Annotated in this window: 29 protein-coding genes and 2 pseudogenes; 20 read left to right on the top strand and 11 right to left on the bottom strand. The window is 63.0% G+C overall.

What is annotated here, in order from left to right:
- The first annotated feature begins 71 nt into the window (after positions 1-71).
- From IE122_RS11225 to IE122_RS11250, 7 genes and pseudogenes are all read left to right on the top strand, one after another.
- Positions 72-608: a S26 family signal peptidase gene (locus tag IE122_RS11225; protein WP_189621271.1), complete on the top strand. Its 537-nt coding sequence runs from the start codon at positions 72-74 to the stop codon at positions 606-608.
- Positions 609-676: 68 nt separating this feature from the next.
- Complete coding sequence (locus IE122_RS11230; RefSeq protein WP_189621272.1) at positions 677-1,024, top strand: DUF736 domain-containing protein; 348 nt, start codon at positions 677-679, stop codon at positions 1,022-1,024.
- On the top strand, positions 1,011-1,733 hold the full coding sequence (locus IE122_RS11235) for a lytic transglycosylase domain-containing protein (RefSeq protein ID WP_229814043.1): 723 nt from the start codon (positions 1,011-1,013) through the stop codon (positions 1,731-1,733). Before IE122_RS11230 ends, IE122_RS11235 begins: the two co-directional genes overlap by 14 nt.
- 231 nt (positions 1,734-1,964) lie before the next feature.
- The gene (locus IE122_RS18630) at positions 1,965-2,999 is read left to right on the top strand and encodes a DUF3363 domain-containing protein (RefSeq protein ID WP_444544220.1); all 1,035 of its coding nucleotides are present in this window, start codon (positions 1,965-1,967) and stop codon (positions 2,997-2,999) included.
- Between the two features lie 22 nt (positions 3,000-3,021).
- Positions 3,022-3,639, top strand: a pseudogene (locus IE122_RS18635) (DUF3363 domain-containing protein); the annotation flags it as partial.
- Between the two features lie 90 nt (positions 3,640-3,729).
- A complete protein-coding gene (locus IE122_RS11245) occupies positions 3,730-5,721 on the top strand; it encodes a conjugal transfer protein TraG (RefSeq protein ID WP_189621405.1) in 1,992 nt (663 codons plus the stop codon).
- A 5-nt stretch (positions 5,722-5,726) separates the two neighbouring features.
- Entirely contained in the window at positions 5,727-6,167 is a 441-nt protein-coding gene (locus tag IE122_RS11250) for a CopG family transcriptional regulator (protein ID WP_189621406.1), read from the top strand.
- A 9-nt stretch (positions 6,168-6,176) separates the two neighbouring features.
- Here the strand turns inward: IE122_RS11250 and IE122_RS11255 are convergent, their stop codons facing one another.
- Together IE122_RS11255 and IE122_RS11260 are read right to left on the bottom strand one after the other, a co-directional pair.
- Positions 6,177-6,566 carry a type II toxin-antitoxin system VapC family toxin gene (locus IE122_RS11255; protein WP_189621273.1) on the bottom strand — a complete coding sequence of 130 codons (390 nt, stop codon included), beginning with the start codon at positions 6,564-6,566 and terminating at the stop codon, positions 6,177-6,179.
- Positions 6,559-6,807, bottom strand: coding sequence for an AbrB/MazE/SpoVT family DNA-binding domain-containing protein (locus IE122_RS11260; RefSeq protein ID WP_189621274.1), 249 nt, complete (start codon positions 6,805-6,807; stop codon positions 6,559-6,561). The genes IE122_RS11255 and IE122_RS11260 overlap by 8 nt, the downstream gene beginning before the upstream one ends.
- A gap of 404 nt (positions 6,808-7,211) precedes the next feature.
- Between IE122_RS11260 and trbB the strand changes: the two genes are divergently transcribed.
- The 6 genes and pseudogenes from trbB (at position 7,212) to trbG (ending at position 11,848) form a co-directional block, all read left to right on the top strand.
- Positions 7,212-8,198, top strand: a complete 987-nt coding sequence (gene trbB / locus IE122_RS11265) for a P-type conjugative transfer ATPase TrbB (protein ID WP_189621275.1) — start codon at positions 7,212-7,214, stop codon at positions 8,196-8,198.
- Positions 8,195-8,527 carry a TrbC/VirB2 family type IV secretion system protein gene (locus IE122_RS11270; protein WP_189621276.1) on the top strand — a complete coding sequence of 111 codons (333 nt, stop codon included), beginning with the start codon at positions 8,195-8,197 and terminating at the stop codon, positions 8,525-8,527. The genes trbB and IE122_RS11270 overlap by 4 nt, the downstream gene beginning before the upstream one ends.
- Positions 8,527-8,808, top strand: coding sequence for a VirB3 family type IV secretion system protein (locus tag IE122_RS11275; RefSeq protein ID WP_189621277.1), 282 nt, complete (start codon positions 8,527-8,529; stop codon positions 8,806-8,808). Before IE122_RS11270 ends, IE122_RS11275 begins: the two co-directional genes overlap by 1 nt.
- Positions 8,809-8,818: 10 nt before the next feature.
- A pseudogene (locus IE122_RS11280) lies at positions 8,819-9,850 on the top strand (conjugal transfer protein TrbE); the annotation flags it as partial.
- A gap of 259 nt (positions 9,851-10,109) precedes the next feature.
- The gene (trbF, locus tag IE122_RS11285; protein ID WP_189621407.1) at positions 10,110-10,793 is read left to right on the top strand and encodes a conjugal transfer protein TrbF; all 684 of its coding nucleotides are present in this window, start codon (positions 10,110-10,112) and stop codon (positions 10,791-10,793) included.
- Positions 10,790-11,848 carry a P-type conjugative transfer protein TrbG gene (trbG, locus tag IE122_RS11290; RefSeq protein WP_189621278.1) on the top strand — a complete coding sequence of 353 codons (1,059 nt, stop codon included), beginning with the start codon at positions 10,790-10,792 and terminating at the stop codon, positions 11,846-11,848. Before trbF ends, trbG begins: the two co-directional genes overlap by 4 nt.
- Here the strand turns inward: trbG and IE122_RS11295 are convergent.
- From IE122_RS11295 to IE122_RS11335, 9 genes are all read right to left on the bottom strand, one after another.
- The gene (locus IE122_RS11295; RefSeq protein ID WP_189621279.1) at positions 11,740-13,155 is read right to left on the bottom strand and encodes a TonB-dependent receptor; all 1,416 of its coding nucleotides are present in this window, start codon (positions 13,153-13,155) and stop codon (positions 11,740-11,742) included. The two genes, trbG and IE122_RS11295, sit on opposite strands and share 109 nt — an antisense overlap.
- A 39-nt stretch (positions 13,156-13,194) precedes the next feature.
- Positions 13,195-14,073, bottom strand: a complete 879-nt coding sequence (locus tag IE122_RS11300) for a DJ-1/PfpI family protein (RefSeq protein ID WP_189621280.1) — start codon at positions 14,071-14,073, stop codon at positions 13,195-13,197.
- 11 nt (positions 14,074-14,084) lie between these two features.
- Positions 14,085-16,181: a TonB-dependent siderophore receptor gene (locus IE122_RS11305; protein ID WP_189621281.1), complete on the bottom strand. Its 2,097-nt coding sequence runs from the start codon at positions 16,179-16,181 to the stop codon at positions 14,085-14,087.
- Positions 16,182-16,201: 20 nt separating this feature from the next.
- The gene (locus tag IE122_RS11310; protein WP_189621282.1) at positions 16,202-18,241 is read right to left on the bottom strand and encodes a TonB-dependent receptor family protein; all 2,040 of its coding nucleotides are present in this window, start codon (positions 18,239-18,241) and stop codon (positions 16,202-16,204) included.
- Positions 18,242-18,282: 41 nt separating this feature from the next.
- On the bottom strand, positions 18,283-18,912 hold the full coding sequence (locus tag IE122_RS11315) for an SCO family protein (RefSeq protein ID WP_189621283.1): 630 nt from the start codon (positions 18,910-18,912) through the stop codon (positions 18,283-18,285).
- Positions 18,899-19,390 (bottom strand): copper chaperone PCu(A)C, encoded by a 492-nt coding sequence (locus tag IE122_RS11320; RefSeq protein ID WP_229814047.1) that lies wholly within the window; start codon positions 19,388-19,390, stop codon positions 18,899-18,901. The genes IE122_RS11315 and IE122_RS11320 overlap by 14 nt, the downstream gene beginning before the upstream one ends.
- Entirely contained in the window at positions 19,387-19,584 is a 198-nt protein-coding gene (locus IE122_RS11325) for a hypothetical protein (protein ID WP_189621284.1), read from the bottom strand. The genes IE122_RS11320 and IE122_RS11325 overlap by 4 nt, the downstream gene beginning before the upstream one ends.
- 3 nt (positions 19,585-19,587) lie before the next feature.
- Entirely contained in the window at positions 19,588-20,118 is a 531-nt protein-coding gene (locus IE122_RS11330; RefSeq protein WP_189621285.1) for a DUF2244 domain-containing protein, read from the bottom strand.
- 78 nt (positions 20,119-20,196) lie between these two features.
- Positions 20,197-20,592, bottom strand: a complete 396-nt coding sequence (locus IE122_RS11335) for a DUF2946 family protein (RefSeq protein WP_229814049.1) — start codon at positions 20,590-20,592, stop codon at positions 20,197-20,199.
- A gap of 264 nt (positions 20,593-20,856) precedes the next feature.
- On the opposite strand from IE122_RS11335, the gene IE122_RS11340 reads away from it, so the two are divergent.
- From IE122_RS11340 to IE122_RS11370, 7 genes are read left to right on the top strand one after another with little or no spacing between them, the layout of a single operon-like run.
- Positions 20,857-21,261: a hypothetical protein gene (locus tag IE122_RS11340; protein ID WP_189621287.1), complete on the top strand. Its 405-nt coding sequence runs from the start codon at positions 20,857-20,859 to the stop codon at positions 21,259-21,261.
- The gene (locus tag IE122_RS11345; protein WP_189621288.1) at positions 21,261-22,406 is read left to right on the top strand and encodes a cytochrome c; all 1,146 of its coding nucleotides are present in this window, start codon (positions 21,261-21,263) and stop codon (positions 22,404-22,406) included. The genes IE122_RS11340 and IE122_RS11345 overlap by 1 nt, the downstream gene beginning before the upstream one ends.
- Entirely contained in the window at positions 22,403-22,732 is a 330-nt protein-coding gene (locus IE122_RS11350; protein ID WP_189621289.1) for a c-type cytochrome, read from the top strand. The genes IE122_RS11345 and IE122_RS11350 overlap by 4 nt, the downstream gene beginning before the upstream one ends.
- The gene (locus IE122_RS11355; RefSeq protein WP_189621290.1) at positions 22,729-23,778 is read left to right on the top strand and encodes a cytochrome C; all 1,050 of its coding nucleotides are present in this window, start codon (positions 22,729-22,731) and stop codon (positions 23,776-23,778) included. Before IE122_RS11350 ends, IE122_RS11355 begins: the two co-directional genes overlap by 4 nt.
- A 5-nt stretch (positions 23,779-23,783) precedes the next feature.
- The gene (locus IE122_RS11360; protein WP_189621291.1) at positions 23,784-23,963 is read left to right on the top strand and encodes a hypothetical protein; all 180 of its coding nucleotides are present in this window, start codon (positions 23,784-23,786) and stop codon (positions 23,961-23,963) included.
- Complete coding sequence (locus IE122_RS11365; protein ID WP_229814051.1) at positions 23,960-25,300, top strand: ATP-binding protein; 1,341 nt, start codon at positions 23,960-23,962, stop codon at positions 25,298-25,300. The genes IE122_RS11360 and IE122_RS11365 overlap by 4 nt, the downstream gene beginning before the upstream one ends.
- A complete protein-coding gene (locus IE122_RS11370) occupies positions 25,297-25,830 on the top strand; it encodes a response regulator transcription factor (RefSeq protein ID WP_189621292.1) in 534 nt (177 codons plus the stop codon). The genes IE122_RS11365 and IE122_RS11370 overlap by 4 nt, the downstream gene beginning before the upstream one ends.
- Positions 25,831-25,845: the final 15 nt, after the last annotated feature.

Consider the following 25,845-nt stretch of genomic DNA (forward strand, 5'->3'; position numbering starts at 1 on the left):
TTCAAAACTCCAGCCGAAACTTTCAACCCGTTGCACTTCGGATGTGAATCCACACCCGCTTCGGTTATGTCATGACGACGTATTTCTCCGTGCTGGGAATTGGCATCGCGTCGTTCCTCCCTGTGCCGCTCCGGCTCGTCTGGAATGCGTCGGCCAGTGTCCCAGTAGGTCTCTACGATCTCGAACCCCCGCATGATCTTCGCGTTGGTGATCTGGTCGCCGTGGCACCGTCGCGGCCGCTGGCGGATTTTACGGCGGCGCGCGGCTATCTCGGTCGGGGCGTGCCGCTGATGAAGCATGTTGCGGCATTGCCGGGACAGACCGTCTGCCGGCTGACGAACACGATCACCATTGATGGCGTGGTCTTTGGCGAGGCGCTCGATCACGACCGCAAAGGACGCGGATTGCCGGTTTGGCGGGGCTGTCGCCACATTTCCGCAGGCACTGTCTTCCTGATGAATTCCGCCGTGCGGGACAGTCTCGACGGCCGCTATTTCGGCCCGGTACCGGCGCGCTCGATCATCGGACGAGCGACGCCAATCTACACGGATGAAACGGCCCGCGGCCAATTCGTCTGGCGCGCAAACGCCCACCAAACGGCGCGCTGACCGCCACCGCCCGGCCGCGCCGTTGCTCGCCAGTCGGAATTTGAACCTGCAACCCAAGGAGATTCTCCATGCCACAGATCGGCACGTTCACTGAAACGACGGACGGCTTTGTCGGACGCATCCATACCTTCGCCCATTGCCGCGAAATCGACATCGTGCATGCCGAACCATCCGATACCGACAATGCGCCGGACTATCGCGTTCACCTCCGCCACGCCGACGGCATGGAAGTCGGACCTGAGATCGGTGCGGGCTGGAAGCGCACAGGTGAACGCGCTGGCAACTTCATCGCGCTGATCATTGACGATCCCGCTCTTCCGCAGCCCGTTCGCGCCAATCTGTTCCGCGACGGCGCCGATGGCATGTCCTGGTCGCTGCACTGGAATCGCCTTTCCAAGCGCGATGCACGGGATTGATGCCATGCGCCGCTCCGCACTCCTTTCCCTTTCCGGCCTGATTGGCTTCTGCCTCTTACCGACCGCCACGCTCGCGCAATCGGCTGCGGCCGAGCGCGCAATGCCCGGCGTTCCATTCGGCGAATTCATTGCCGAGGGCGCGTCGCGCTTTGCGATTCCTCCCGCCTGGCTGCACGCCATCATGCATGCGGAAAGTCGCGGCAAGCCTCGCGCCGTTTCGCCCAAGGGCGCAATGGGCCTCATGCAGATCATGCCTGCGACGTGGGATTATCTGCGCGCCCGACACCGATTGGGGGCGAATGCTTTCGACCCGCATGACAACATCATCGCGGGCGCTGGCTATATCCGCGAACTGTTCGATCGCTACGGATCGCCAGGCTGGATCGCTGCCTATAATGCCGGTCCCGGGCGCTATGAAGCTGCGCTCAGGGGCAGACCGTTGCCCGTTGAAACGCGTGCCTATGTCGCGGTGGTTTCACCTGCGATTGGCCAGGCTGATGCGGTAAATACGACCACGATTGCCATGGTCGATCGCTTTGCCTGGACACGTTCACCGATCTTCGTTGCACGCGCGGCGGCATCCAGCATGCCATCCACCGGGACCGCCGATCAGCAATTCGCCAAGCCTTCACAGGCCAGCGAACTTGCGGCTCAACCGCAACCGCATGGGCTGTTTGTAGCGCGGGCGGCGGGGGATGGTCTTCGATGATCGCTGCATCCGCCCATCGCATCGCCTCGCACGATAGCGGAGGATCGGGGGAGACTGTCACCACGACCGAAGGAGGGCAGGATAAAAGGGCGCACGTTGTGCCCCGGTCGGTTGGTTGCTTTTCCGAGGTTTTTGCGGCCTTCGCACACATTGCGCCGGGTATCGGCAAGGTGCTGAACCCATCTAACAGTCTGATTTTTCACCGTCATTTGCACATTGTCCGGTGCGCCGATGGCCGATGACCGCGAGTTTCGCATCCGTCCCGGCCGCGTTCGTTCATCGGGTTCGCAGCGCGCACGGCCGTTCATCGCCCAGGCATTGGCAGCAGCCCAGCGAGCTGGCGGCGGCATCTCGCTGACCGGACGCATCAAGTCTGGCCACACCTCGCGCTTCGGCCGCGGACAACGCGCCAGCATCCACGCTAACCGGCTCATCACCGCACGCACGCGCGGCGCCGTCGTCAAGGCACGCATCGTTCGGCTCAAGGCGCGTAGCGCGCCGCTGGCGACCCATCTCGACTACCTGCGCCGCGAAGGCGTCACCCGCGATGGCGCGAAGGCCCGCCTGTTCGGCGCGGAGCCAGGCCACGTCAATGCTGCCGAGTTTGCAGAGCGCTGCAAGGACGATCGCCATCACTTCCGCTTCATCGTCTCACCTGACGACGCACTGGAGATGGCGGATCTGAAAAGCTTCACCCGAGAACTGGTCGGTCAGATAGAAAGGGATCTCGGCTCCCGGCTCGATTGGGCCGCCGTCGACCATTGGAACACCGAGCATCCTCATGTTCACCTGATCGTCCGCGGCGTGCGCGACGATGGGTACGATCTCGTCATTGCCCGGGACTACATCAAGGAAGGCATGCGGGATCGGGCACGCGACCTCATCACGCAGGAACTGGGACCGCGGACCGATCTCGATATACGCCGTTCCCTCGATCAGCAGATCGGCGCCGAACGCTGGACCCAGCTCGATCGGCAACTGGTGCGCGATCGCCGCAGGAACGGTGTCATCGATGTGGCTCGGCTGCCGGGTGGTGAACCTGATCCGTTCCAGACGCTCAAGGTCGGGCGGCTCCGCAAGCTGGAAACCCTCGGCCTCGCGACGCAGATCGGTCCCGGCCAATGGAACATCGACGACAAGGCCGAAGCGACCTTGCGCGAAATCGGCGAACGCGGCGACATCATCAAGCGCATGCACCGGGCACTGACCGATCGGGGGGATCGAGCGCGCGTCGGCGAGTTACGTGCTGGCAGCCGAACATCTTGACCAGCCGGTCGTCGGTCGCCTGGTGGCGCGCGGTCTCGACGATGAGCTGAGGGGCAGTGCCTTTGCCGTGGTCGACGGCCTTGATGGTCGTACCCATCACATCAGGCTTTCCGACCTTGATGCGGCGGGCGACAGTGCGCCGGGCTCGATGGTCGAACTGCGCAGCTTTGACGATGCCCGCGGCGTTCGGCGCGTAGCCCTGGCCGTCCGGTCGGACCTCGACATCGACCGCCAGATCACGGCCTCTGGCGCGACCTGGCTGGACCGGCAAGCTATCGCCCGCGCGCCTGCCCCGATGTCCGACAGCGGTTTCGGCGGCGAAGTGCGCGAGGCTCTGGATCGCAGGGCCGAACATCTCATGAAGCAGGGCCTTGCCGTCCAGCGCGGCACTCAGGTCCGCTTTGCCAGCAATCTCATCGAGACGTTGCGGGGCCAGGAGATCGCGGCGGTAGGCGAGAAGCTCTCCGCCGAGACCGGCAAGCCCTTCAATCAGACCGGAGGCGGCGAATATGTCGCCGGCTCTTACCGGCAGCGTCTGGCGCTTGCTTCAGGCCGTTTCGCGATGCTCGACGATGGTCTCGGCTTCCAACTCGTGCCCTGGACGCCCGCTCTCGAAAAGCACCTTGGTCGCCACGTCTCGGGCGTGGCCCGCGCCGACGGCGGCATCGACTGGAGCTTTGCCCGCAAACGCGGCCTCGGCCTCTCACCCACCCTCTCGAAAGGACTTTCCATGGCCGCCACCAAAATCCTCTGGGGCCAGATCATCGCCGTCTTCCTGATCGTGCTCACGACCACATGGGCTGCGACCGAATGGGTAGCCTGGCGCCTCGCATTCCAACCGGAACTGGGCAGCCCGTGGTTTCACCTCTTCGGCTTCCCGTTCTATCCGCCTCCCTCGTTCTTCTGGTGGTGGTATGGCTTCGATGCCTATGCCCCGGCCATCTTCATCGAAGGCGCCTATGTCGCGGCGTCTGGCGGCATCATCTCGGTCGCCGTTGCGATCGCCATGTCGGTCTGGCGCGCACGCGAAGCGAAGAAGGTCGAGACTTACGGTTCGGCGCGCTGGGCGGAGCCGAATGAGGTTCGCGCAGCCGGTCTGCTCGGTCCGGACGGTGTGGTGCTCGGGCGTTTCCACCATGACTATCTGCGGCACGATGGACCGGAGCATTTGCTGTGCTTCGCCCCGACCCGGTCAGGCAAGGGCGTCGGCCTGGTCGTGCCGTCGCTGCTCGCATGGCCGGGCTCCGCCATCGTTCACGACATCAAGGGCGAGAACTGGCAACTCACCGCGGGTTTCCGGGCGCGTTTCGGGCGGGTGCTGCTGTTCGATCCGACGAATGCGAAATCGGCCGCCTACAACCCGCTGCTCGAAGTCCGGCGCGGCGAGTGGGAAGTGCGCGACGTTCAGAACATTGCGGACATCTTGGTCGATCCCGAAGGCAGCCTCGAGAAGCGCAATCACTGGGAAAAGACCAGCCACGCCCTGCTGGTAGGCGCGATCCTCCACGTGCTTTACGCCGAAGCCGACAAGACGCTTGCCGGCGTCGCCGCTTTCCTTTCCGATCCCAGGAGGCCCATTGAATCGACCCTCGCCGCGATGATGACGACGGCGCATCTGGGGAAGGACGGCCCGCATCCAGTCATCGCCAGCGCAGCCCGCGAGCTGCTCAACAAATCGGACAATGAGCGCTCGGGCGTGCTGTCCACGGCCATGTCCTTCCTTGGCCTTTATCGTGATCCGGTGGTCGCGGCAGTGACACGGCGCTGCGACTGGCGCATCACCGATATTGTCGGCGGGCAGCATCCGACGACGCTCTACCTCGTCATCCCGCCATCCGACATCAACCGTACCAAACCGCTCATCCGGCTCCTGCTCAATCAGATCGGGCGCCGTCTCACCGAGGATTTGCAGGCGAAGCGCGGGCGGCACCGGCTGCTCTTTATGCTGGACGAGTTTCCTGCCCTGGGCCGCCTCGACTTCTTCGAAAGCGCGCTTGCGTTCATGGCGGGCTACGGGCTGAAGAGTTTCCTGATCGCGCAGTCCCTGAACCAGATCGAAAAGGCTTACGGCCCCAACAATTCGATCCTCGACAACTGCCACGTCCGTGTGAGTTTCGCGACCAACGACGAGCGCACCGCCAAGCGCGTATCGGACGCGCTTGGCACAGCCACCGAAATGAAGGCGATGCGCAACTATGCCGGGCACCGGCTCTCGCCCTGGCTCGGGCATTTGATGGTATCGCGTTCGGAGACAGCGCGCCCCTTGCTGACGCCGGGCGAGATCATGCAACTGCCACCCGCCGATGAAATCGTGATGGTCGCCGGCATTCCGCCGATCAGAGCCAAGAAGGCCCGCTATTACGAGGACGCGCGCTTCAAGGAACGGATCTTGCCGCCGCCCGCTTTGGCCGCTCCGAAGAACGTGCAGGCAGACGACTGGACGGGCTTGGCCCTGCCGCCAAAGATTGCGTCCGCTCCGGCAGCGCCGGTCGCAAGTGGTGAGGACGACGATACGACCGATTCCGAACGGCGGCAGCAGCCCGAGCTAAGTCTCAGCCAACCTGTCGAGAACCGGCAACCCGTCCAGAACGAGTTTGATCTCGATGGCGATCACACCGACGAGGATGACGATCTGGCCGCGCGCAATCAACGGCTGACCGGCATCATGCAGGGCGTGGCCCGGCAGGCATCACTCGACTTCGACGATGGCATGGAGATATGATCGCCATGTCCCTCCGCAAAAAGAAGACCCAGATTTCCGTCTATCTCGATCCCGAAGTCATGACGATGCTGGCTGACTATGCTGCTCGCCGCAATCAGTCGCAGTCACTGGTGGCCGAGGCTGCGATTGCTTCTTTCCTTTCGCCCGATGCTGCCGATCGCCGCGAGGCGGCACTGGCAAAACGTCTCGACCAAATCGATCGGCGAATGATGCGGATGGACCGAGATGTAGGGATAGCGGTGGAGACCCTGGCAGTCTTCATCCGCTTCTGGTTGGCGACCACGCCGACCTTGCCCGAACCGGCGGCACAGGCCGCCCGGGCCAAAGCTGGCGAACGCTATGACGCTTTTGTCACCTCGCTCGGTCGTCGGCTCGCGAAAGGCCCCAAGTTGCGGCAGGAAATCCCGGAAGACGTGTCTTCCAGCGCTGGTGGTACAGAACGGTGAACGAAGTTCTTACCTGGCCAGTTCGACCGCTATCCCAAGATCGATCTCCGCCCATGCCGCGTCCGTTGTCAGGGCGATGGCCTTGAGTTCACCGGCCAGCGCAAGACAAGCCCGATCCCCCAAGGACAGACCCTTCGATCTGGTGATGTTGCGCATGGCCCCGGCGCGCAGAGCCTGCGGTGTGTCGAAATCGCGCACATCGAGGTCGAGATCGGACAGGCTTTCTTCAATGGAATCGGCGGGCACGCCGCGCTCGGTCAGTTTTGCCACGACCTCGGAGAGATTAACCGTGCTGATGCAGGCGTCGGCAAAGTGCGCCTCGACCGTCTCCGCCCCACGCTCACCCATCATCGCCGCCAGCAATGCCGAGGCATCGAGCACATAACGAACATCACTCATGCTCGGATGCTTGCCTGCGCTCAGCGATCAATTCGTCAGAGAGGCTGATCCCGGCAGGAATATGCGCGCGCAGGCGCGCCTGCACCCGGCTCAGCGCATTGTGCACGGGCCGCACATGCAACTCGCCATCGACGATGCGCAACAAGACCGGGTCGCCATCGGCGAGGCCGAGGGCACGCCGAATGTCGGCCGGAACCTGCAACCGACCTCCGCTCACCAATTTGCCTCGTTGCGCATTCATGTAGCATGTCCTGACATTGTACAGATGCTGCCTATCTATACATTTTTTGCAGAGTTGGCAATTGAACTTGCGCGGGGGTCATCGTGCCATTCAATCCTCTACCCTCCACGGGCTGCGAACGAACGGCAGCGAGCCTTGATGCCGGTTACAACGGTCACGAAGGGGCTTTGTGACCGTCATAACGTCCATTTTGGCGGCGGGCAGGCGAAATGGTGCGGACAGCATATGCTTCCGTTTTGACCAACGAGGCGAACCCTGCCTGACGCCGGAACTCCGCCGTTTCCCTGTATTTGCACGCCACGCTTCTACTACGACCGAAACCTGTTGAACCGGGCAAATTTCTGGCTCTCTTAATCATCCCCAAGCCGGGGAGCGCCTGTTCTCCCCGCTGAAACGGGGACCCAATGGCGGCTTCACACCATAATTCGCAAAGGTCGGTACGCGGCGCGCGCATGCTGCGCACGGCGCTCGGTCCCGCCATCGCCCGCCTGCTCGAAGACCCCTCAGTCGTCGAAGTCATGCTCAATCCCGACGGACGGCTCTGGGTCGACCGCCTGTCGGAAGGACTCTCCGATACCGGCGAGCATCTGTCTCCCGCCGACGGCGAACGCATCGTTCGCCTGGTCGCGCACCATGTCGGCGTCGAAGTTCATGCCAACGCGCCGCGCGTATCCGCCGAGCTTCCCGAAACGGGGGAGCGGTTCGAGGGCCTGCTCCCACCTGTCGTCGCCGCGCCCACCTTCGCCATCCGCAAACCTGCCGTCGCGGTCTTTACGCTCGCTGACTATGTGGCGGCCGGGATCATGGCGAGCGATCAGGCCGAGGCCTTGCGCTCAGGCGTTGCCACCCGCTGGAATATCCTGGTCGCGGGCGGCACCTCGACCGGCAAGACCACGCTCACCAACGCGCTCCTGGCCGAAGTCGCGAAGACCGACGATCGCGTCGTCATCATCGAAGATACGCGCGAGCTGCAATGCACCGCGCCGAACCTCGTCGCCATGCGCACCAAGGACGGTGTCGCATCACTGTCCGAGTTGGTGCGTTCGTCGCTCCGTCTTCGCCCCGACCGCATTCCGGTCGGCGAGGTGCGCGGGAGCGAAGCCCTCGATCTCCTCAAAGCCTGGGGCACCGGACATCCCGGCGGGATCGGGACGATCCACGCTGGCAGCGCCATCGGCGCGCTCCGACGGATGGAGCAACTCATCCAGGAAGCCGTCGTAACCGTGCCCCGCGCGCTGATCGCGGAAACCATCGATCTCATCGCCGTCCTCGCCGGCCGCGGTGCCTCTCGCCGCCTGGTCGAACTCGCCCGCGTCGAGGGCCTGGGGCCGGACGGTGACTACCACGTCACTCCCATCATCCCTCAGCCTGAAGAAGGAGCCTGCCAATGAATGCGCCTGTCCGTCGTCCCTATCGCCGCCTGACAACGGCCCTGTCCGCGATCATCCTCACCACCGTCATGGCGCCCGCCGCCCACGCTTCGGGCTCGTCCATGCCCTGGGAAGCCCCGCTGCAATCCATCCTTCAGTCGATCGAAGGCCCGGTAGCCAAGATCATCGCGGTGATCATCATCATCACCACGGGCCTGACGCTGGCGTTCGGCGACACGTCAGGCGGTTTCCGCCGGCTGATCCAGATCGTCTTCGGTCTCTCGATCGCATTTGCCGCGTCGAGCTTCTTCCTCTCGTTCTTCTCGTTCGGCGGCGGTGCGCTCGTCTGATGATAAGCGGCGGTGATCAAGGCGGCGAGATCGCGGGCTATACGGTCCCGGTTCATAGGGCGCTCACAGAGCCGATCCTTTTGGGCGGCTCACCGCGCGGTCTCGCCATCCTGAATGGCACGCTCGCAGGCGCCGTCGGCCTCGGCCTACGCCTCTGGCTCATCGGCATCGGGATCTGGGCCATCGGCCATGTCGTCGCGGTCTGGGCTGCCAAACGCGATCCGCTCTTCGTCGATGTGGTGCGCCGCCATCTGCGCATCCCCGGCCATCTTTCCGTCTGAGGGGCCGCCCATGTTTAACCTGGCCGAATACCGTAACCGCAATAGTCGGCTCGCCGACTTCCTTCCGTGGGCCGCACTCGTCGGCGAAGGCATTGTTCTCAACAAGGACGGCTGCTTTCAACGGACAGCACAATTCCGCGGGCCGGATCTCGATTCCGCCGTGCCCGCCGAACTGGTCGCAGTCGCCGGACGGCTCAACAATGCTTTCCGGCGGCTGGGATCGGGTTGGGCCATTTTCGTGGAAGCGGATCGCCACGCCGCTGCAAACTATCCGACGAGCCGGTTTCCTGACCCCGCGTCCGCGCTGATCGATGCCGAGCGCAAGGCCGATTTCGAGGAGGCCGGCGCACACTTCGAGTCCGCCTACTTCCTCACCATCTGCTATCTGCCGCCGGCGGAAGATGCCTCCCGCGCAGAAACCTGGCTCTACGAAGGCCGGGAGCATTCCGGCATCGAGCCATTCGAAGTCCTGAGTGGCTTTGCAGACCGCACCGATCGCATCCTGCGGCTGATCGAAACCTTCATGCCCGAATGCCGCTGGCTCGATGACGCCGAAACGCTGACCTACCTCCACGGCTGCGTCTCGACCAAGCGGCACCGGGTCCGCGTGCCCGAGACGCCGATGTACCTTGATGCGCTGCTCGCCGATCAACCGCTGACCGGCGGCCTCGAGCCGCGCCTGGGCGTGTCGCATTTGCGAGTTCTCACCATCACCGGCTTTCCGACCGCCACCACGCCGGGCCTGCTCGACGAGCTCAATCGCCTGGCCTTTCCTTACCGGTGGGCGACACGCGCGATCCTGCTCGACAAGACCGATACGACCAAGCTGCTGACGAAGATCAGACGGCAATGGTTCGCCAAGCGCAAAAGCGTCGCTGCGATCCTGAAGGAGGTGATGACCAACGAGGCATCGGTCCTCGTCGACACCGACGCTGCAAACAAGGCGGCAGATGCCGATCTCGCGCTCCAGGAACTCGGCGCCGACTATGCCGGCATGGCCTATGTCACGGCCACGGTCACCGTATGGGACGCCGAAGGCCGCAGACAGCCTGAAATCGAGCTACCAGTCCGGCGCCAATGCTGCTGCCGAGATTGCGGGCGCCACAGCCGATGCAGAACCGGCGGCTGCCGCTGCTGCAACCACCGTAGCTGCCGAGGGGCAGCCCGATTGGGCCAAGCGCATGAAGCGCAATCAGCAGCTTTCCCAAGGCGTTCAGGTCGCCGCGCACGCCGTCAAATCGGGGGACAGCCACGGCGGCGGTGCTTCCATCAACCTCTCAGAAAGCGACTGAACCATGAGCATCTTCAAGAGACCATCGACCCACTACGGCAAATCGCCCGCACGAGAGACACCGTACCAACGCGCAGCGCAGATCTGGGACGACCGTATCGGTTCGGCCCGCGTCCAGGCCCGCAACTGGCGGCTCATGGCTTTCGGTTCCCTGACATTGTCAGCAGGCCTGTCCGCAGCGCTGGTCTGGCAGACCGCCAGCGGCTCGATCGTGCCCTGGGTGGTACAGGTCGACCATCTGGGACAGGCCCAGGCCGTTGCTCCAGCGACCGCCGACTATCAGCCGAGCGACCCACAGATCGCGTTCTATCTCGCGCGCTTTATCGAGCAGGTCAGGAGCATTCCGGCTGACCCGATCATCGTGCGCCAGAACTGGCTGCGCGCCTATGACTTCACGACGCAGGCCGGGGCACTCTCGCTTGGCGACTATGCCCGTGCAAATGATCCCTTTGCCAAAGTCGGGAAGACGCAGGTCGCGATCGATGTTTCCAGCGTGATCCGGGCTTCGCCCAGCTCGTTCCGCGTCGCCTGGGTCCAGCGAACCTATCAGGACGGTGTGCTCGCTGCGACCGAGCGCTGGACCGCCATTCTCACCATCGCCGTGCAGCCGCCCCGCGATCCCGAGAAACTCCGGGTCAATCCGCTCGGCATCTACGTCAACGCCATCAATTGGTCGAAGGAGCTTGGACAATGACATCCACCTTGCGCCGAGCCGCGAGCCCGAGGTTCCCGGCTTTCCTGTTCGCAGCCATCCCCGCCGTGCGCAGATCTGCGCTGCCTCTGCTGCTGGTCACGTCCACGCTGGGCGGCTGCGCCACGGTGCAGAAGCCACCAGCCATCAATTTCGACGATGCGCCCGCAGCCATGCAAGCGGCCGAAACACCGGCACCCGTCCGCGTAGTCGAAATGCCGCAGGTACTGCCGCTACCGGGTCAGCTGAAACCGGTCGGCAAGGACGGACCGTCAACGCCCGACCTGCCTGATCCAGCATCCCGTGTGAACGCCGCCAATGCCGCCGCGCGCATGCAGCCGGTGAGGAACGGCTTCATCAATGCCATTCAGGTTTATCCGTTCGTCGATGGAGCGCTCTATCAGGTCTACACCGCACCGGGGCAGATCACCGACATAAGCCTGCAACCCGGTGAACAGCTCGTCGGCGCCGGCCCCGTCGCTGCTGGCGATACCGTTCGCTGGATCATCGGCGACACCGAAAGCGGGGTGGGTGCATCGCGGCAGGTCCACATTCTGGTCAAACCGACGCGGGCAGCGCTGATGACGAACCTCGTCATCAACACCACCTCACGCACTTACCACATCGAGCTGCGCTCGACCGAGAAGACCTACATGGCCTCTGTCTCGTGGCAGTATCCGCAAGACCAGCTCATCGCGCTCCGCCGCCAGAATGCCGAGGCCAGAGCCGCGGAGCCCGTCGCGTCGGGCATCGATCTCACCCGCGTCAATTTCCGTTACGAGATTGCGGGTGATCGTGCACCGTGGAAGCCACTGAGGGCATTTGATGACGGTCGCCAGGTCTTCATCGAATTCCCGCGCGGTGTAGCCCAGGGCGAGATGCCGCCAATCTTCGTGGTCGGCCCCGAAGGCAGTACGTCCGAACTGGTGAACTATCGGGTCCGGGCCAACTACATGATCGTCGATCGCCTGTTTGCCGCTGCGGAACTGCGCTTCGGGTCCGGCAAGCGCCAGCAGCGGGTGCGGATTTCGCGCACCGACGGGAGGCCGGCATCGTGAGCGAGCGACAGGAACCCGGAAGGAAGGAAAATGCGGTGCCGCAAGGGGCTGCCCCGGCGGAAGCGGACGACGGCGATGGAGCGCTGCCGCTCGTCGGTGAGCCGGTCGCCCGCATGCGCCTGCGGCCAGAAGGCATAGACCGGCGCCAGCACATTGATCGAGGTGACATTGGTGAGGTTGCTCTGGGTGAACCGGCCCCGCTCATGGTCGTATTCATAGCCGATCAGCAGCTTGTGGGTGATCGGGCCGGTTTCGAGCCGCCCCGACATGTCGAGCTGGGCAATCGTATAGCTGTCATCCTCGCGGCCGATGCGGCCGTTCCGCGTGATCGTCGTCGGATCGAGGGCATCCGGCGCGCGTAGCCGGATCTGAAGGAAGCTGCTGTTGAATTCCTGATACTGGATGCGGGGCGTCACTGTCCAGTTGTCCGAGAGCTTCACATCGACCCAGGCCTGCACGAGCGGGGCATTCGCAGTCAGGGCGTCAACCGCCGGTTCCCCAAGGTAGAGGCTGCGGGACAGCGCGCGGGCGCCGTTACTTTGCACCGTGCCCGGAATGGGCAGGCCGGGATTGCGCTGCGTGTCGCGTTCGACATATTCCGCAACCAGATGCGCCGCGACGCTGTCGGACGGCGCGTAGAGCAGGTTGAACGCGACATTCTTGCGGTTCATGTCCTGATAGTCAACGAAGGTGCCGGACCGTTCGACTTCGCCGGTTACCCGCACTGCCAGCCCAGGTGCGAGGCCGGTGTTCATGTCAACGGTCAGCATTTTCTGATCATATTGGCCGAGCGTGACGGCGAAGCTGCCGAACTGGCTGTCCTGCGGCTGCTTGGTGATGATGCTGACAATGCCGCCCACGGCCGACTGGCCGTAGAGCACGCCCGACGGATCTTTCAGCACCTCGACGCGATCGATATTGGACAGCGCGGAAGCATCGACATCTTCATAGTAGCGCTGGCGGATACCATTGCGCATCTGGTCGGCAAGGAAGCCGCGCACCTTGAGGCTGAACGACTGATAGGCCCCGACCCGGGAATAACCGGGGTTGGCGCTGGGCACGTTGCGCAGCAGGTCGCCGACGGAGCGGGCACCCTGCTCGATGATCTCGTCCGCCGTCACAATCTGGATCGACTGCGGCACCTTCGCGATCGGAATGCCGGATTTCGCGCCGAAGTCGCCCGAAAGCTTGGTGCCGGTTACGATGATGTCCCGGTTGTCGGGATTGGCATTGTCAGCGGCCTCATCGGCCCAGGCCGGCGTGGTAGCCAGAAGGGCAGACGCGAGAGCAATAATAGAAGTTTTCACTGTACTTTCCTTGAATGCTGGATGTTTTGAAAATGGGGATCAGCTCTTGGCCATGGCGCGAAACATGCCGGCGACAGGCGCGAACATCTCGCTCATCATCTCGCCGACAGGCGCAGAGGTCGTGGCCAGCGTGCCGCCCTTGATCGAGGGACCGGGGGCATATTCCCCCTGCAGGACCAGAGCTTCGGCATAGGCCCGCCCGCGGAGCTGCTCGACCAAGGCTATCGCGAAATCGAGGCCTGCCGAGACCCCGGCGCCGGTCAGGATATTGCCATCCTTGACCACACGCTCATTGACCGGGATCGCCCCGAAATCAGCCAGCACGTCGCGGGCGACCCAGTGCGAGGTCGCGCGCTTGCCCTTCAGCAAGCCGGCCTTGGCCAGCACCATCGAGCCGGTGCAGACGCTGGTGATGTGCTTGGCGCGGGCAGCCCGATCCCGGATCCACGCCATCGTGTCCGTCCGGCCCATGACGGAGAGTGTGCCCTCGGTCCCGCCGGGCACGAAGAGCACGTCGAGATCCTTGGGCGCGTCGGCCATCGTCACGGTGGGTGTGATGGCCAGGCCCAGGTCGGACATCACCGGCGAGAGATCCTTCTCGGTCGTGACGAGGTGGACCTTCGCGCCGAACAGGCAGGCGAAGAAATAGTGCGGGCCGACAAGGTCAAGCGCGGTGAACTTGGGGTAGAGCAGCATCGCGATCTGCTCCTGCCCCCACAGGCCCGGCCCCAGGACGCGGTTCATCGCCTCCATGTGCTTGTCGTGCATCGCTGTCTGTTCGGCAGCAGACGGATTTGCCGAGGGCGAAGCAGCGCCCCCGGTGGCCTGCGCGGCCATGGCTTTTTCGATCGCGAGATAGGGAGCGAGCAAGGCCGCTCCGGTCATGCCCTGGAGGAGGGTGCGGCGGTTGGTTTCCATGTCCGGCCTCCTCAATAGCTGACGCTGAGCGTCACGAAGGCCGAGCGGGGCGTGCCCGGTCGGACCACCGACTGGTTGAGGTAGAGATAGGGCTGGAAGTAGAGCTTGTTGGTCAGGTTGGTGACGGTCGCGCTCAGCTTGAACGGCCCGGTTTCGTAGCTTGCCTGTGCATCGAAGACCGCATAGCTGCCGGTCTTGTCGGTGTTGGGCAGCGTCGTGTACGCGCCCGATGCTGCCGTCATCCCGGCACCCAGGCCGAAGCCCTTGAGCGCCCCATCGAGGAACCGATACCGCGCGGCTATGCGCCCGCTATGCTCTGGCACGCGGCTCAGAAACTGGCCGGCATTACCGGTGAGATCGTCCTTGGTGACCTGCGCGCGGGTGTAGGCATAGCTTGCCAGCAGCGAGAAGCTCTTGGCGGGCTCCCAGATCACATCGGCTTCAATGCCCTTGGACCGTTGCTGACCGATCTGGCGCGTGCCGAGAACGCCGAACGGATCGGTGAGCGGCACATTGTTGCGGGTCTGATGGAAAGCCGCAATCGTGCCCGACAGGCCGGCCTTGCGCAGCGCCAACTTGAGGCCGCCCTCCCAGCTTTGCGACGTCTCGGGGGTGGTCGGTGTTACCCCGGGGTTGAAGAAGATCGATTGCCTGGAGCCCGTTGCGTAACCTCCGAACAGGGACACGCCGTCGGTGACGTCCAACGTGACACCGACACGGGGGTCGACACGGTTGAAGCTGTGCTTGGGGCTGAAGACGTTGTTGAAGCCTTCGGTGCTCTCCAGTCGGCTGTACCGCAGCCCCGCCAAAATATGGATGCGCTCCGCGATCGTGACCTGGTCCTGCAGATAGAGGCCGATGGTCCGGTAGGTGTTGACGTATGTATCGTAGGGGAAATCGGTCGGACCGAACGGCACGTCGCTGGCGGGGTCGGCGTAGTCGAGCAGGCCCGCCGGCAAGAGATTGAAGCCCATGGTGCCGTGGTAGTCGACGTGATCGTACTGGGCACCGGCAATCAGGACATGTTCGATGGGGCCGGTCGAGAACGTCCCCGTCAGGCTGCCGTCAAAGGTCATCTCCCTGATCCTGGTCCCGGGCATGCGGGCAGTGATGATCGGATAGACCGACCCGGTCGGCGGGTAGAACGCGAAGAAGGGGAAGCTCCCGTTCTCGTTCACCGTGTTGTTGTAGCTGCGCACCCGGAGCTGGGCGGTGAGGCTGTCGGACAGGCGGTGCGAAAAGACGCCGGTCAGGACGACGTTCTCGATGGTCGTCTTCGGTGCGTCCTTTGCGCCTGAGAAGCGGAACGGGTTGACGCCGGGATAGCCGATCATCGCAAAGGGCAGTCCGGCATATTCGAGCTGCTCGATGCGGTTGTAATTGACGCGCAGAACCAGGCTGGTGTCGTCGAAGCCGATCCGCAGCGCCGGCACCACGGTGATGCGCTTGTTGGTCACTGCATCGATGGCATCATCGGCCTGAACATATTCTGCCGAAATCCGTGCCGCGACATTGCGGCCCAGAGGCTGGTTGATATCGACCGATGGCTGGATCGTGCTGAAGCTACCGGTGCGGAAGGCTGCGCTGTAGCTCGCCTTCTGTTCCGGGCTGGCGCTGATGACGTTTATCAACCCGCCGACCGGCGCACCGGTGCCGCCGCTGAACAGCTGCGATGTCGGCCCCTTGGCCACTTCGATCCGCTCGACCCCAACGAGGCTCGACGGATCGTAGGTTGAGGCGTCGCCATACTGTGGCAGTCCATCGACGTAGATCTCGGACGAGAAGCCGCGAATAATCGGCTTGATCAGAACGGCTTCGGACGGCTGCGCCGGGACGACACCCGATATGTTGCGCAGAGCTTCGGACAGCGTGGTCAGGTTCTGCTCGTCGATCAGCGTGCGGGTCAGCACCTGAACCGACTGGGGCGTTTCCAGGATCGGCACGGGCGTGCGCAGCGACGCCGCGTCAGTGACCTTGTAGCCATCGTCCTTGCGAGCGGTGACGACGATTTCGGACGGCGTCCAGCCGGTGGACTGGTCTGCGGTTTCGGCGTGGGCAGGCGCGGCAGCTACGAGCGCCGCGCCAAGCGCGATGAGTGATGTACGCATGGTTTGATCCCCTGGAATTGTCAGAAACGGAAAGTCGCGCCGACGAAGGCCGAGCGGCCCTCACCCGGGTAGAAGACGTCGGTTGCGTCGATGCGCGCGTCGGTCAGTGCCGCGAACTCGGCCGCGTAGCGCTTGTCGGTGAGGTTGCGCAGGTCCGCGAACAGCGTCAGTCCGTTGGACAATTTCCAACCGAGTTCGAGGTTGAGCAGCGCGTAGCCCGGTGCCTTCAGGGTGTTGGCGTAGTCGACCCAGACCGACTTCATCCGCCAGTCGAGCGCGGGTTCGATGTAACCCCCGGACGGATGCTCGTAGCGCAGCGACGCGCGATACTGATGCTGGGGCGCAACCGGCAGACGGCCGTTGCCGTAGACCGGGTCATTGTCGAAGGTGAAATCGGACCAGGCATAGGTCTGGCGCAAGCGCAGCAGGCCGGCATTCGCATCATCGATGATGCGCCAGTCGAGGCTGGCCTCGATCCCCTGATGCACCGTCTTGCCCGCGTTGAAGAAGAAGGCGGGGAACCCGGTGGTGCCGTTGAAGCTGAGCAGCTCGCCCTTCAGCCAGGCGCGATAGAAGGTGAAATCCCAGGTGACCGCCCCGGCCTTGCCGCGTGTGCCGAGTTCCGCAGTCCATGCCTTCTGGGCGCTGACGGGCACGAAGCCGGGAACGCCGCCTTGGACGAGCGCGCCGTAATGCGGCGGCTCGACTGAACGCGTGACATTGGCGTAGACCTGCAGCCCCTCACTGTTCTGCCAAAGCAGGCCGAGGCGCGGTGAGAACCAGTTGAAGCTCTTCGAACGGTCATTGGCTGAGGACAGCAGATCCTTGTAGTCGCGCGAGGCGTGACCGTAGGAGCCGCCGGCCACCAGTGCGAAGCTGTCGGTTGCCCAGAACCGCCCTTCGGCAAAGACATCGAGCCCGGAGGCATCGAGTGAAGCCTTGCCGAACTGAAAGCCGTTGACCCCGCCCATGTTGACGAACAGGCCCTGCTTGTTGCCGCCCTGCCGGTAGTAGGCCCCAAAGAACATGTCGGCCTTGTGGCCGGCAAGTTCGCCATCCCAGCTGAAACGGCCGAATGCGCCCTGGGTGTCGATCTTCTGATCGATCACGATCGGGATCGGGTGATGCAGGTCGGTCCAGGTGGTATAGACACCGCCTTCGAACAGCAGGCTGTCAGTCAGGTGTAGCCGGGTCTGGAGCGTAACGCGCTGAATGTCCTGATCGCGCGCCCACTTGTTGGCCACGACGCCGGCACCGGCCGCGCGCGGCGTGGTCAGGGCATTGGCGAGGCTCAGCGTGCCGGGGACATCCTGTTTGATGTCGGCGGCATAGGCGATGAGGCGAACTTCGTTGTCGCCCCCGAAGCTGTAGCCAATGTTGAGGGTCCCGCGATACTGCTCGAGGCCGCTGTTGACGCGGTAGCCGTCAGACTTGGCTGCCGAGAATGAACCGTAGAAGTCCCACTGGCCGACCTGCCGTGCGAGGGCGACTTGCCCACGATAGGTATCGAAGCTGCCTCCTTCGAGGCGGACCAGATTGGGCGACTGTGCTGTCTTGCCGTTGGGGGTGACGAGATTGACCGCACCGCCGAGCTGGGCGCCGCCAAAGCGCAGGGCATTGCCGCCCTTGTAAACCTCCACATAACGGGCCCCAAGCGCATCGACTTTCTGGAAATCAGAGAAGCCATCTGCATCGGCAAAGGGGACGCCGTCCTGTGCGATCAGGACGCCGCGCTGGTGATAGCTCTGGTCGATCCCGGAGCCGCGGATCGAAAGCCGCGCTTCCTCACCATAGCGCTTGTTGGACAGCACACCCGGGACGTCGCGGAGCAGGTCCGGCATGCCGAGTGCGAGACGTCCTTCATAGGTTTCCGCCGCCACAACGGAGACGGCGCCAGGCGTGCGGGCAAGCCGCTCACGGGCATCGCCGACGATCGCGGGGTCATCGGCATTGCGCTTGGCGGTGACGATGATCGTGTCGGGATTGTCAGTGCCGGCGTCGTCGGCAAGCGCGGGGCTGGACAGCAGCACGGCTGCGACGGCGAACAGAGATGTCTTCATGGAAATTCCCCCCTGGGATGGCTGTTTGTTGGTTTTGGATGTCACGCGATCAGGCGCTTGAGCTTGGCCAGCGCGGTCGCGTCGGATTCCTGGTGGTCGATCGTCCCCGAGAACTCGCCCCTGGCGGTCATCAGGTAGATCGCGGCGGTATGGTCGATGGTGTAGTCGCCGCCCGGCTGCGGCACTTTTGCCGAATAGACGCCGTAGCCCTTCTTGATCTGATCAAGCTGGGCATCTGTCCCGGTGAGGCCGAGGATTGGTGTGCCGAACAGCGCCACGTAGTTGCCAAGGTCAGCAGGCTTGTCGTGGCCCGGATCGACCGACACGAAGACGATATTGAACTTCATGCCGTCCGGCCCGAGCTGCTTTCTCAAGCGCGCCATGCGGGCGAGGCTGGTCGGGCAGACATCGGGACAGCGGGTGAAGCCAAAGAAGATCGCATAGGGCTTGCTCGCCAGCGTCTTCTCCGTGACCGTCGCCCCGTCTGGCGCGGTCAGCGTGAATGGCCCGCCGAAGGCATGGGCGTAGTCATCCGCAGGATTACCCGCCGGATGGCCACGGTCATAGATCACGGCGAGACCGACCAGTGTGGCCACCCCGAGGACAAGCCACAAAGCCGTGCGCAGGCGGGCCAAACCCGAGCGAGATTCCTGCTGCTCAGTGTCCAGCATGGCCGCTTTCCATCGGGCCGGTCGAGGTCACAGGCTGGACCGCGAATTGCACGGTCACGTTTCCGGCACGCTGGAAGCGGAGCGTCACGGGGAATCGGTCGCCCTGACGCAGCTGGCGCTTCAGCCCCATCAACATGATGTGGTAGCTGCCCGGCTTTAGTTCGAGCGCACCTCTGGCCGGAACAGCAATGCCGCCTTCCACCTGGCGCATGCGCATGACAACACCATCCATGGTCATGGTATGAAGTTGGACTTCGGCCGCCACCGGGCTTGTGCCCGAGACCAGTCGATCTTCGGACGCGCCCTTGTTGGTGATGGTCATGAACCCGCCGCCGACGGCTTGTCCCGGGGCAGTCTCGCGCGACCAGGGGTGCTGGATGGTCAGATTTCCGGTCCGATAGCCGTGCGCCAGCGCGGCGCTGGCCATGGCGCTCAAGGCCAGAGCGGGAACGAGGGCTTTGGGAGGAAGGCGCATCATAGCTTGAAATCCTGTTCGAGGGTGCAGACGGGAATGTCCTGTGCGGCGAGGGTCTGGGTCGGTTCGACCAGGCCGAAGCCAAAGGCCGTGTCGGCGAGGCGCAGCGCGGCGCAGAGCGCGATCGCCTTCCAGGTATTGCGCCGAAAGCTCTGGAGCCTGTGATGCCGCGCGTCAGAAACCGTGAAAATGCCCATGGTTCAGCGCCCCCGCGCTTGCGCGAGCGCAGCCGCGACCAGCGGCGCCACAGCGCGGCGTTCATCGAGACTGAGGCAGCGCCCGAACTCGATGCTGCCGTCGCGGCCGCGCAGGAACAGGCGCAGGTCGGTCGGGTTGCGCGCGTCCGCCGCTAGGCGCATCCAGAACGCCGGGAGTTCGATCTGGCGGCCGCTGCTATCGCGATGCCGCACCCGGCCATCGGCCAGTTCGAGCGTCTCTTGCGCCGGCTCCGATTTGCCATGGCGCTCAAGCGCGAATGTCAGACCAGCCATCGCCAGAATGGAAAAGGCTGGGACTAACCAGTGACCGTGCAGGGCAGGCCCGATGCTGGTGACCATGAACAGCAGCGCGATCATGCTGAAGGTGACGCGGGCGTCGTGGCTCAGGTGCGAGCGGTTCTCCTGCATGTGCAGGATAAGAGGCTTGGCACTGGCTGTCTCTGGAAGACGGTCCAGCTTTTCGGGCTTTGACGCCCAAGGCCGTTCCGCAGAACGGCACAGCAATTCGTACATGGAATCGTGCTCCGGCTAAGCCGGCGCACGCAATGGGAAGGCGCGCACGCCGGCCGGTCCGACAAATCGGTTAGATTGTCAGACCAAAGCCGGCGGTCCGCGCAGAGGCGGCCGCAGATGGGATATGCGTTTGGGAAGAGTGATACGCGCGGGCGCAAAGCCAAGCGCAAGAATGAAGGCCAACTCCAACGCGAGCAGCGAAGGATCGGCACCAGTCATCGAGGCCATCGACAGCGACGCGAAAGGACACTCGCCTTTGCCCTGCTTTTGACCTGAGTCGCTTCCGCCATCCTTCATCGGAATGACGATCTGCTTTACTGCATGATTGCCGAAGGCTTCATCGCAGATCTGAACGGTCAGAACCTTGGAATTCTGCCCGATCATGAAACCTGTGGGCACGACGATCTTCATGCACAGTGCCGCCATGACCACCAACAGGGCCAAGGCGCGGTGTCGCATCAGAAGGGCACGCATCACAGACATTCAAGGGCGCCACTAATCCCTGCAAGGTCGATTGTCATCCGGTTTGCGCAGTCTGCGGTACAATCCGCGATTGCTCAACGACTTGGGTCAAAGTGGTCTGCGTCTGGTGAGCACCCCAAAACGCTAGCATTTGCGGGCGTTAGACAAGTTGAGGGCCTCGCCGTTGCCCTCCCTGTGACAGTTTGTCCCATTCCGCTTCTTGCCGTTGAACCTCAAGAGCGCCGCTATTCCATTGCTGGAAAGTGAGTGTTTTCCATGAACAGATTAGCCGAATGGCTTGGCGAGCGGCCCTATCGGTCAATTGCGCTCAATGTTGTTATGCTGACTGTGCTGCTTGCATTGATCGGGCAACCGCAGCTTTTCCTGATGATCGGCAGCATCATGATTGCAGTGCTTGCGGTCGCTGGTCTGCGCGGCACCTTGGTGCGCTGGCGCCTATCCCGCAACACTTCTCATCCTTATGAACTCACCTACCTCTGGGCGCCGGGCGCAACTGCGATCGTCCTTGCAGGGCTCGGCCTCTGGCTGATCCTTGGTGCTGATTCGGGTAGCCCTTCCTACATCCTGGGCACCATCTTCTTTGGCTTCGAAGCCTGGCTTCTGGTCCTCCTTGGAGCCGATCTTCGCGCCAATCGCGCTGAAATCGTGGAGGCGCGCTGATGGATTTTCCGATTTTCCACCTCGATCTGCTCGGCAACCGTGGCCTGGTCGCGATTATCGCCATCCTGCACGTTCTCATCAACCACGGTCTTGCGGTGGGCATGATGCCGCTGGTCGCCGCCATGGAATGGTATGGCCACAAGAAGCAGGACGCACGCTGGGACCAGCTTGCCTACAAGATCCTGTTTGTCTGTTTCCTCATCACGACTACAGTCGGAGCGCTCACCGGCGTTGGCATCTGGCTGTCGGTTTCACTGGTCAATCCCTATTCGATCGCCAGCCTCATCCGGGTGTTCTTCTGGGGCTGGTTCATTGAATGGCTCGTCTTCATTACCGAAGTCGTCCTGATCGTCGCCTACACACTGACCTGGAAGAAGCGGAGCACAGGCGCCGCCAAGGTCCGGCATATCAAGCTCGGCTTCGCTCTCGGCTTCTTCTCCTGGGTGACGATGGCGATCATCGTCTCGATCCTCGGCTTCATGATGGACCCTGGCAACTGGCTGACCGACCGCAGCCTGCTCGTCGGCTTCACCAATCCCATGTACCTGCCGCAACTCGCCTTCCGCACGCCGCTGGCGCTGATGGAGGCGGGCGTGATCGCAATGTTCCTGACGCTCTGCTTTACCCGCAAGGATCCGGAGCTTCGGACCAATGCGATCCGGGCCGCCGGCCTGTGGATCATGATTTTTGCCCCGCTGATGCTGGTGGGAGGCTGGTGGTACTATTCCAAGGTGCCCGAGGCCATGGCCGCGAACCTCAGCGTCGGCCTGCTGACTTTGCAGTTCACCGAATGGCATGATCTGCTGATCAAGGTGATCGTCGGCAGCCTGGCGCTGATCCTCATCGTGGCGCAGTTTGCCATCTACCGTCCCAACCGCGTGCCGCGATGGCTGCCGCTGGTGCCATTGGCTGCTATCATCTGGATGACCGGTCATTTCGAGCGGGTGCGCGAATTCGTGCGCAAGCCCTATGTCATCGGCCGCTACATGTATGCCAATGGCATCCGGGTTGACGATTACCCGCTGCTCCAGCGCGATGGCCTGCTCGCTCACGCTACCTATTCGACGCCGCTGACCTCCGCCGAGATCGGTAAGGCTCCGGCTGCACAGATCCCGCACCTGCAACAGGGAAGGACGTCTTCATGATTGCCTGTTCGCGGTGCCACACCGGCAACGGCGTCAACAGTGTCACCGGCCAGTTCCGCCGGATGATGGGCGACGGCAAATGGGATCCTGCCGCGATCCAGGCCTATCTCGCCAACATGCATGACGCCCAGCCGTTCATGCCACCGTTCCCGGGCAACGAGAATGATCTCAAGCTGCTCGGTGGCTACATGCTGCACTTGCAGGCCAATGGCGCCCCGATTGCAGGCGGCCAAAGCGCCGGCGTCACCGTCAACCCCACCTACACGGCCGAAGCCTTGAAGGCCGCCAGGTCCAAGGAGATCGCGGCCAAGGAGATCACACGATGAGCGCGACACCCGTCCCGGTCGACATCCCGTTGCCGCTGCCCGCGCCAGAACCCGTTCTGGTTGCCCTTCTCGTCGGCTTCTTCGTCATGCACATCGCCTTCGTGAACTTCATGGTCGGCGGCACCTTCCTGACCCTGTGGTATGAACTGAAAGGCCTGAAGGAGCGGCGCTACGACAGGCTGGCCTATGCGATCTCTTCGACGATCACGGCCAACAAGAGCATCGCTGTCGTGCTCGGTGTCGGCCCGCTGCTGGCAATCAACACGCTCTACACCGTCTATTTCTACACCGCGAACGCGCTGACCGGCTTCGCTTGGATCAGCATCATTCCGCTGGTCATCACTGCATTCCTGTTGACCTATGCGCACAAATATCTGTGGCACAGGATGAAGAATGCGAAGGGTCTACATCTGACCTTGATCACGCTGACCAGCCTGATCTTCCTGTTCGTGCCGCTCATCTTCCTGACCAACATCACCCTGATGCTGTACCCGGACAAATGGGCAGGCGTTCATGGCTTTTTCTCGGCCCTGACCTTGCCGAACATCTGGCCGCGTTATGCCCATTTTCTGCTCGCCTGTCCCGCAATGACCGGCCTGCTCATGGTTTGGCTGTTCCGGCGCGGGAGCGACGAGGAAATTGCCGCGACCGGCTTCGAGCGCGGCGAACTGCTGCGCAAGGGTTATCGCTGGGCGCTCTGGCCGACTGTGCTGCAATTCGCCATTGGTCCGTTGGCGCTCGTGACGCTGCCGGCGGTGCCGGGCTCAACCGCCAGCGTCACCATCGTCTTTGGTATCAGCATCGTCGTCTCGGCCATCATGTGCCTGCTGATGTTCGCAGAAACACGGCGCGGCGGTGACAAGATCGGCTCGAGCTTCGGCGCGGTCTGCACGCTGATGGCCATCGTCATCCTGCTTATGGGTGCCGGGCGGCATCTCTACCGTGAAGCCGCAGTGAGCGAGCACCGTGAACTGGTGAAAGAGCGGACAAACGAGTACATGCGCGAAGTCGACGCCGCGCGAGCCGCAACTGCCGCGCAGGACTGAGGCAAATGATCCCAGGCTCTCTTGGCGAAGGTGTGTTCGAGTGGAATGTGCGCGGCGGCTTGCAACAACTGAAAGGGCATTGCCGCCGCTATTTCTGGCTATGGATTGCCTATCAAACCGTCAAGGGCGTCACCACCACGACCCTCGTCTGGGTGCCACTGGTCATCTGGTGGTTTGAGCGATGAATAGTGACGTCACCATAAGGCCGGTTGAGCGGCACCGGGCTGCGCTGAACGACGACGCCCGGGCGGCGATGAACGCCAAGAATCTACTGCTGCTGATTTACCTGCGCTGGATCGCGGTGGTCGGCCAGATCGCGACGATTATTGTCGTTCATTTCTATTTCGGCATCGCGCTACCTTTGCCAGAGATGCTGTGCGTCATAGGCTTTCTCGTCACGCTCAACATCGTCAGCCTGCACCGCAGGGCCCACAGTCAGGATCGGTCTGGCGCGGCCGTGTTCATGGAACTGCTGCTCGATGTAGCGGCTCTGACCGCGCAGCTCTATCTCAGTGGCGGCGCGACCAATCCGTTCGTCTCGCTCTACCTTCTCCAGGTCATTCTCGGCGCGGTCTTGCTTGAAGCCTGGGCCACATGGACAATTGTCGCCGTTACCGCCGGGTGTTTCATCTGGTTGACCCAGGCCTATCGCCCGATCAGCGGGCTGCATTCAGGAATGCACCGCAATCATGCTGGCGGAATGTTTGACCTGCATATCCAAGGGATGTTTCTGTGCTTTCTGCTCGCAGCCGTCCTGCTGGTGTGGTTCATCAACCGCATCAACGCCAATCTGCGTGAGCGGGACGCGCGCCTGACCCAGCTAGAGCATCAGGCGTTTGAAGAGGAGCACATCATGCGCCTTGGCCTGCTTGCGTCAGGCGCCGCGCATGAACTCGGCACGCCCCTTGCCACCTTGACGGTGATCCTCAGTGACTGGGACAAGGTCGATACGATCCGCAACGACCGCACGCTTAGCCTCGATCTTCGTGAAGTGCAGTCGCAGCTCAAGCGATGTAAGGAAATCGTCTCGGGCATACTGCTGTCCTCAGGCCAGGCGCGTGGCGAGGATGCCCGCCGCGAGACGATCGGCAAATTTCTGGACCGCACGATCTCCGAATGGGGCGAACGGAGGAAGCCGGGGCAACTCGAGTATCGCAACAATCTCGCAGAAGACTTGCCGATCGTCTCGGACACCGTGTTCCGTCAAATGCTGGGCAATGTCCTCGACAATGCCGTGGAAGCCTCGCCCCACTGGGTCGGAGTTCAGGTGGACAGCGAAGGCGATGATGTCGTGATCGCCGTGCATGATCGCGGAACCGGCTTCCCCGAGTGTATGCTCACAGGAATCGGCGTTCCCTATTGTTCAAGCAAGGACCGGGATGGGTCGGGGCTCGGGTTGTTCCTGGTGGTCAATGTCCTGCGCAAGATTGGCGGCAGTACGGTCGCGACGAACCGGCCTGAAGGTGGCGCCACTGTCACTCTGCGTTTTCCCGTCAGCGCCCTGCGGCTTGAAGCGGCATGACGGGCGCGCGCAATCTGTTCATCGTTGAAGATGACGCAGCCCTTGCCGGGGCGCTTGTGCGCGCCTTCGAACGCCGCGGCTATTCGCCGCATCATGCCGATAGCGCAGAACGGGCCATTGGAATGCTCAATCAGGTTACCCCGGACTTTGCCGTGGTCGATCTGAAACTGGGTGGGGCTTCGGGTCTCGAGTGCATCAAGGCGCTGGCGACGGCCAATGCAGCAATGCGCATCGTCGTGCTCACCGGATTTGCGTCAATTTCGACGGCAGTCGGGGCGATCAAGCTCGGTGCCTGTCACTACCTCGCCAAGCCCGCCAGCGCAGACGATATCGAAGCGGCTTTTGCTGAAGACGAGGTCGATACCGGCATTGCGGTCACCCGGAGACAGACATCGGTCAAGACGCTGGAATGGGAGAAAATCCATGAGGTTCTGGCAGAGACAGGGTTCAACGTCTCCGAAGCGGCCCGTCGACTTGGCATGCACCGCAGGACTTTGACGAGAAAATTGGCAAAGCAAAGGGTCAAATGAAAGCGGTTAGCCGGC

It is taken from the genome of Novosphingobium colocasiae (assembly GCF_014652555.1).
In the GTDB taxonomy this organism is placed as follows: Bacteria; Pseudomonadota; Alphaproteobacteria; order Sphingomonadales; family Sphingomonadaceae; genus Novosphingobium; species Novosphingobium colocasiae.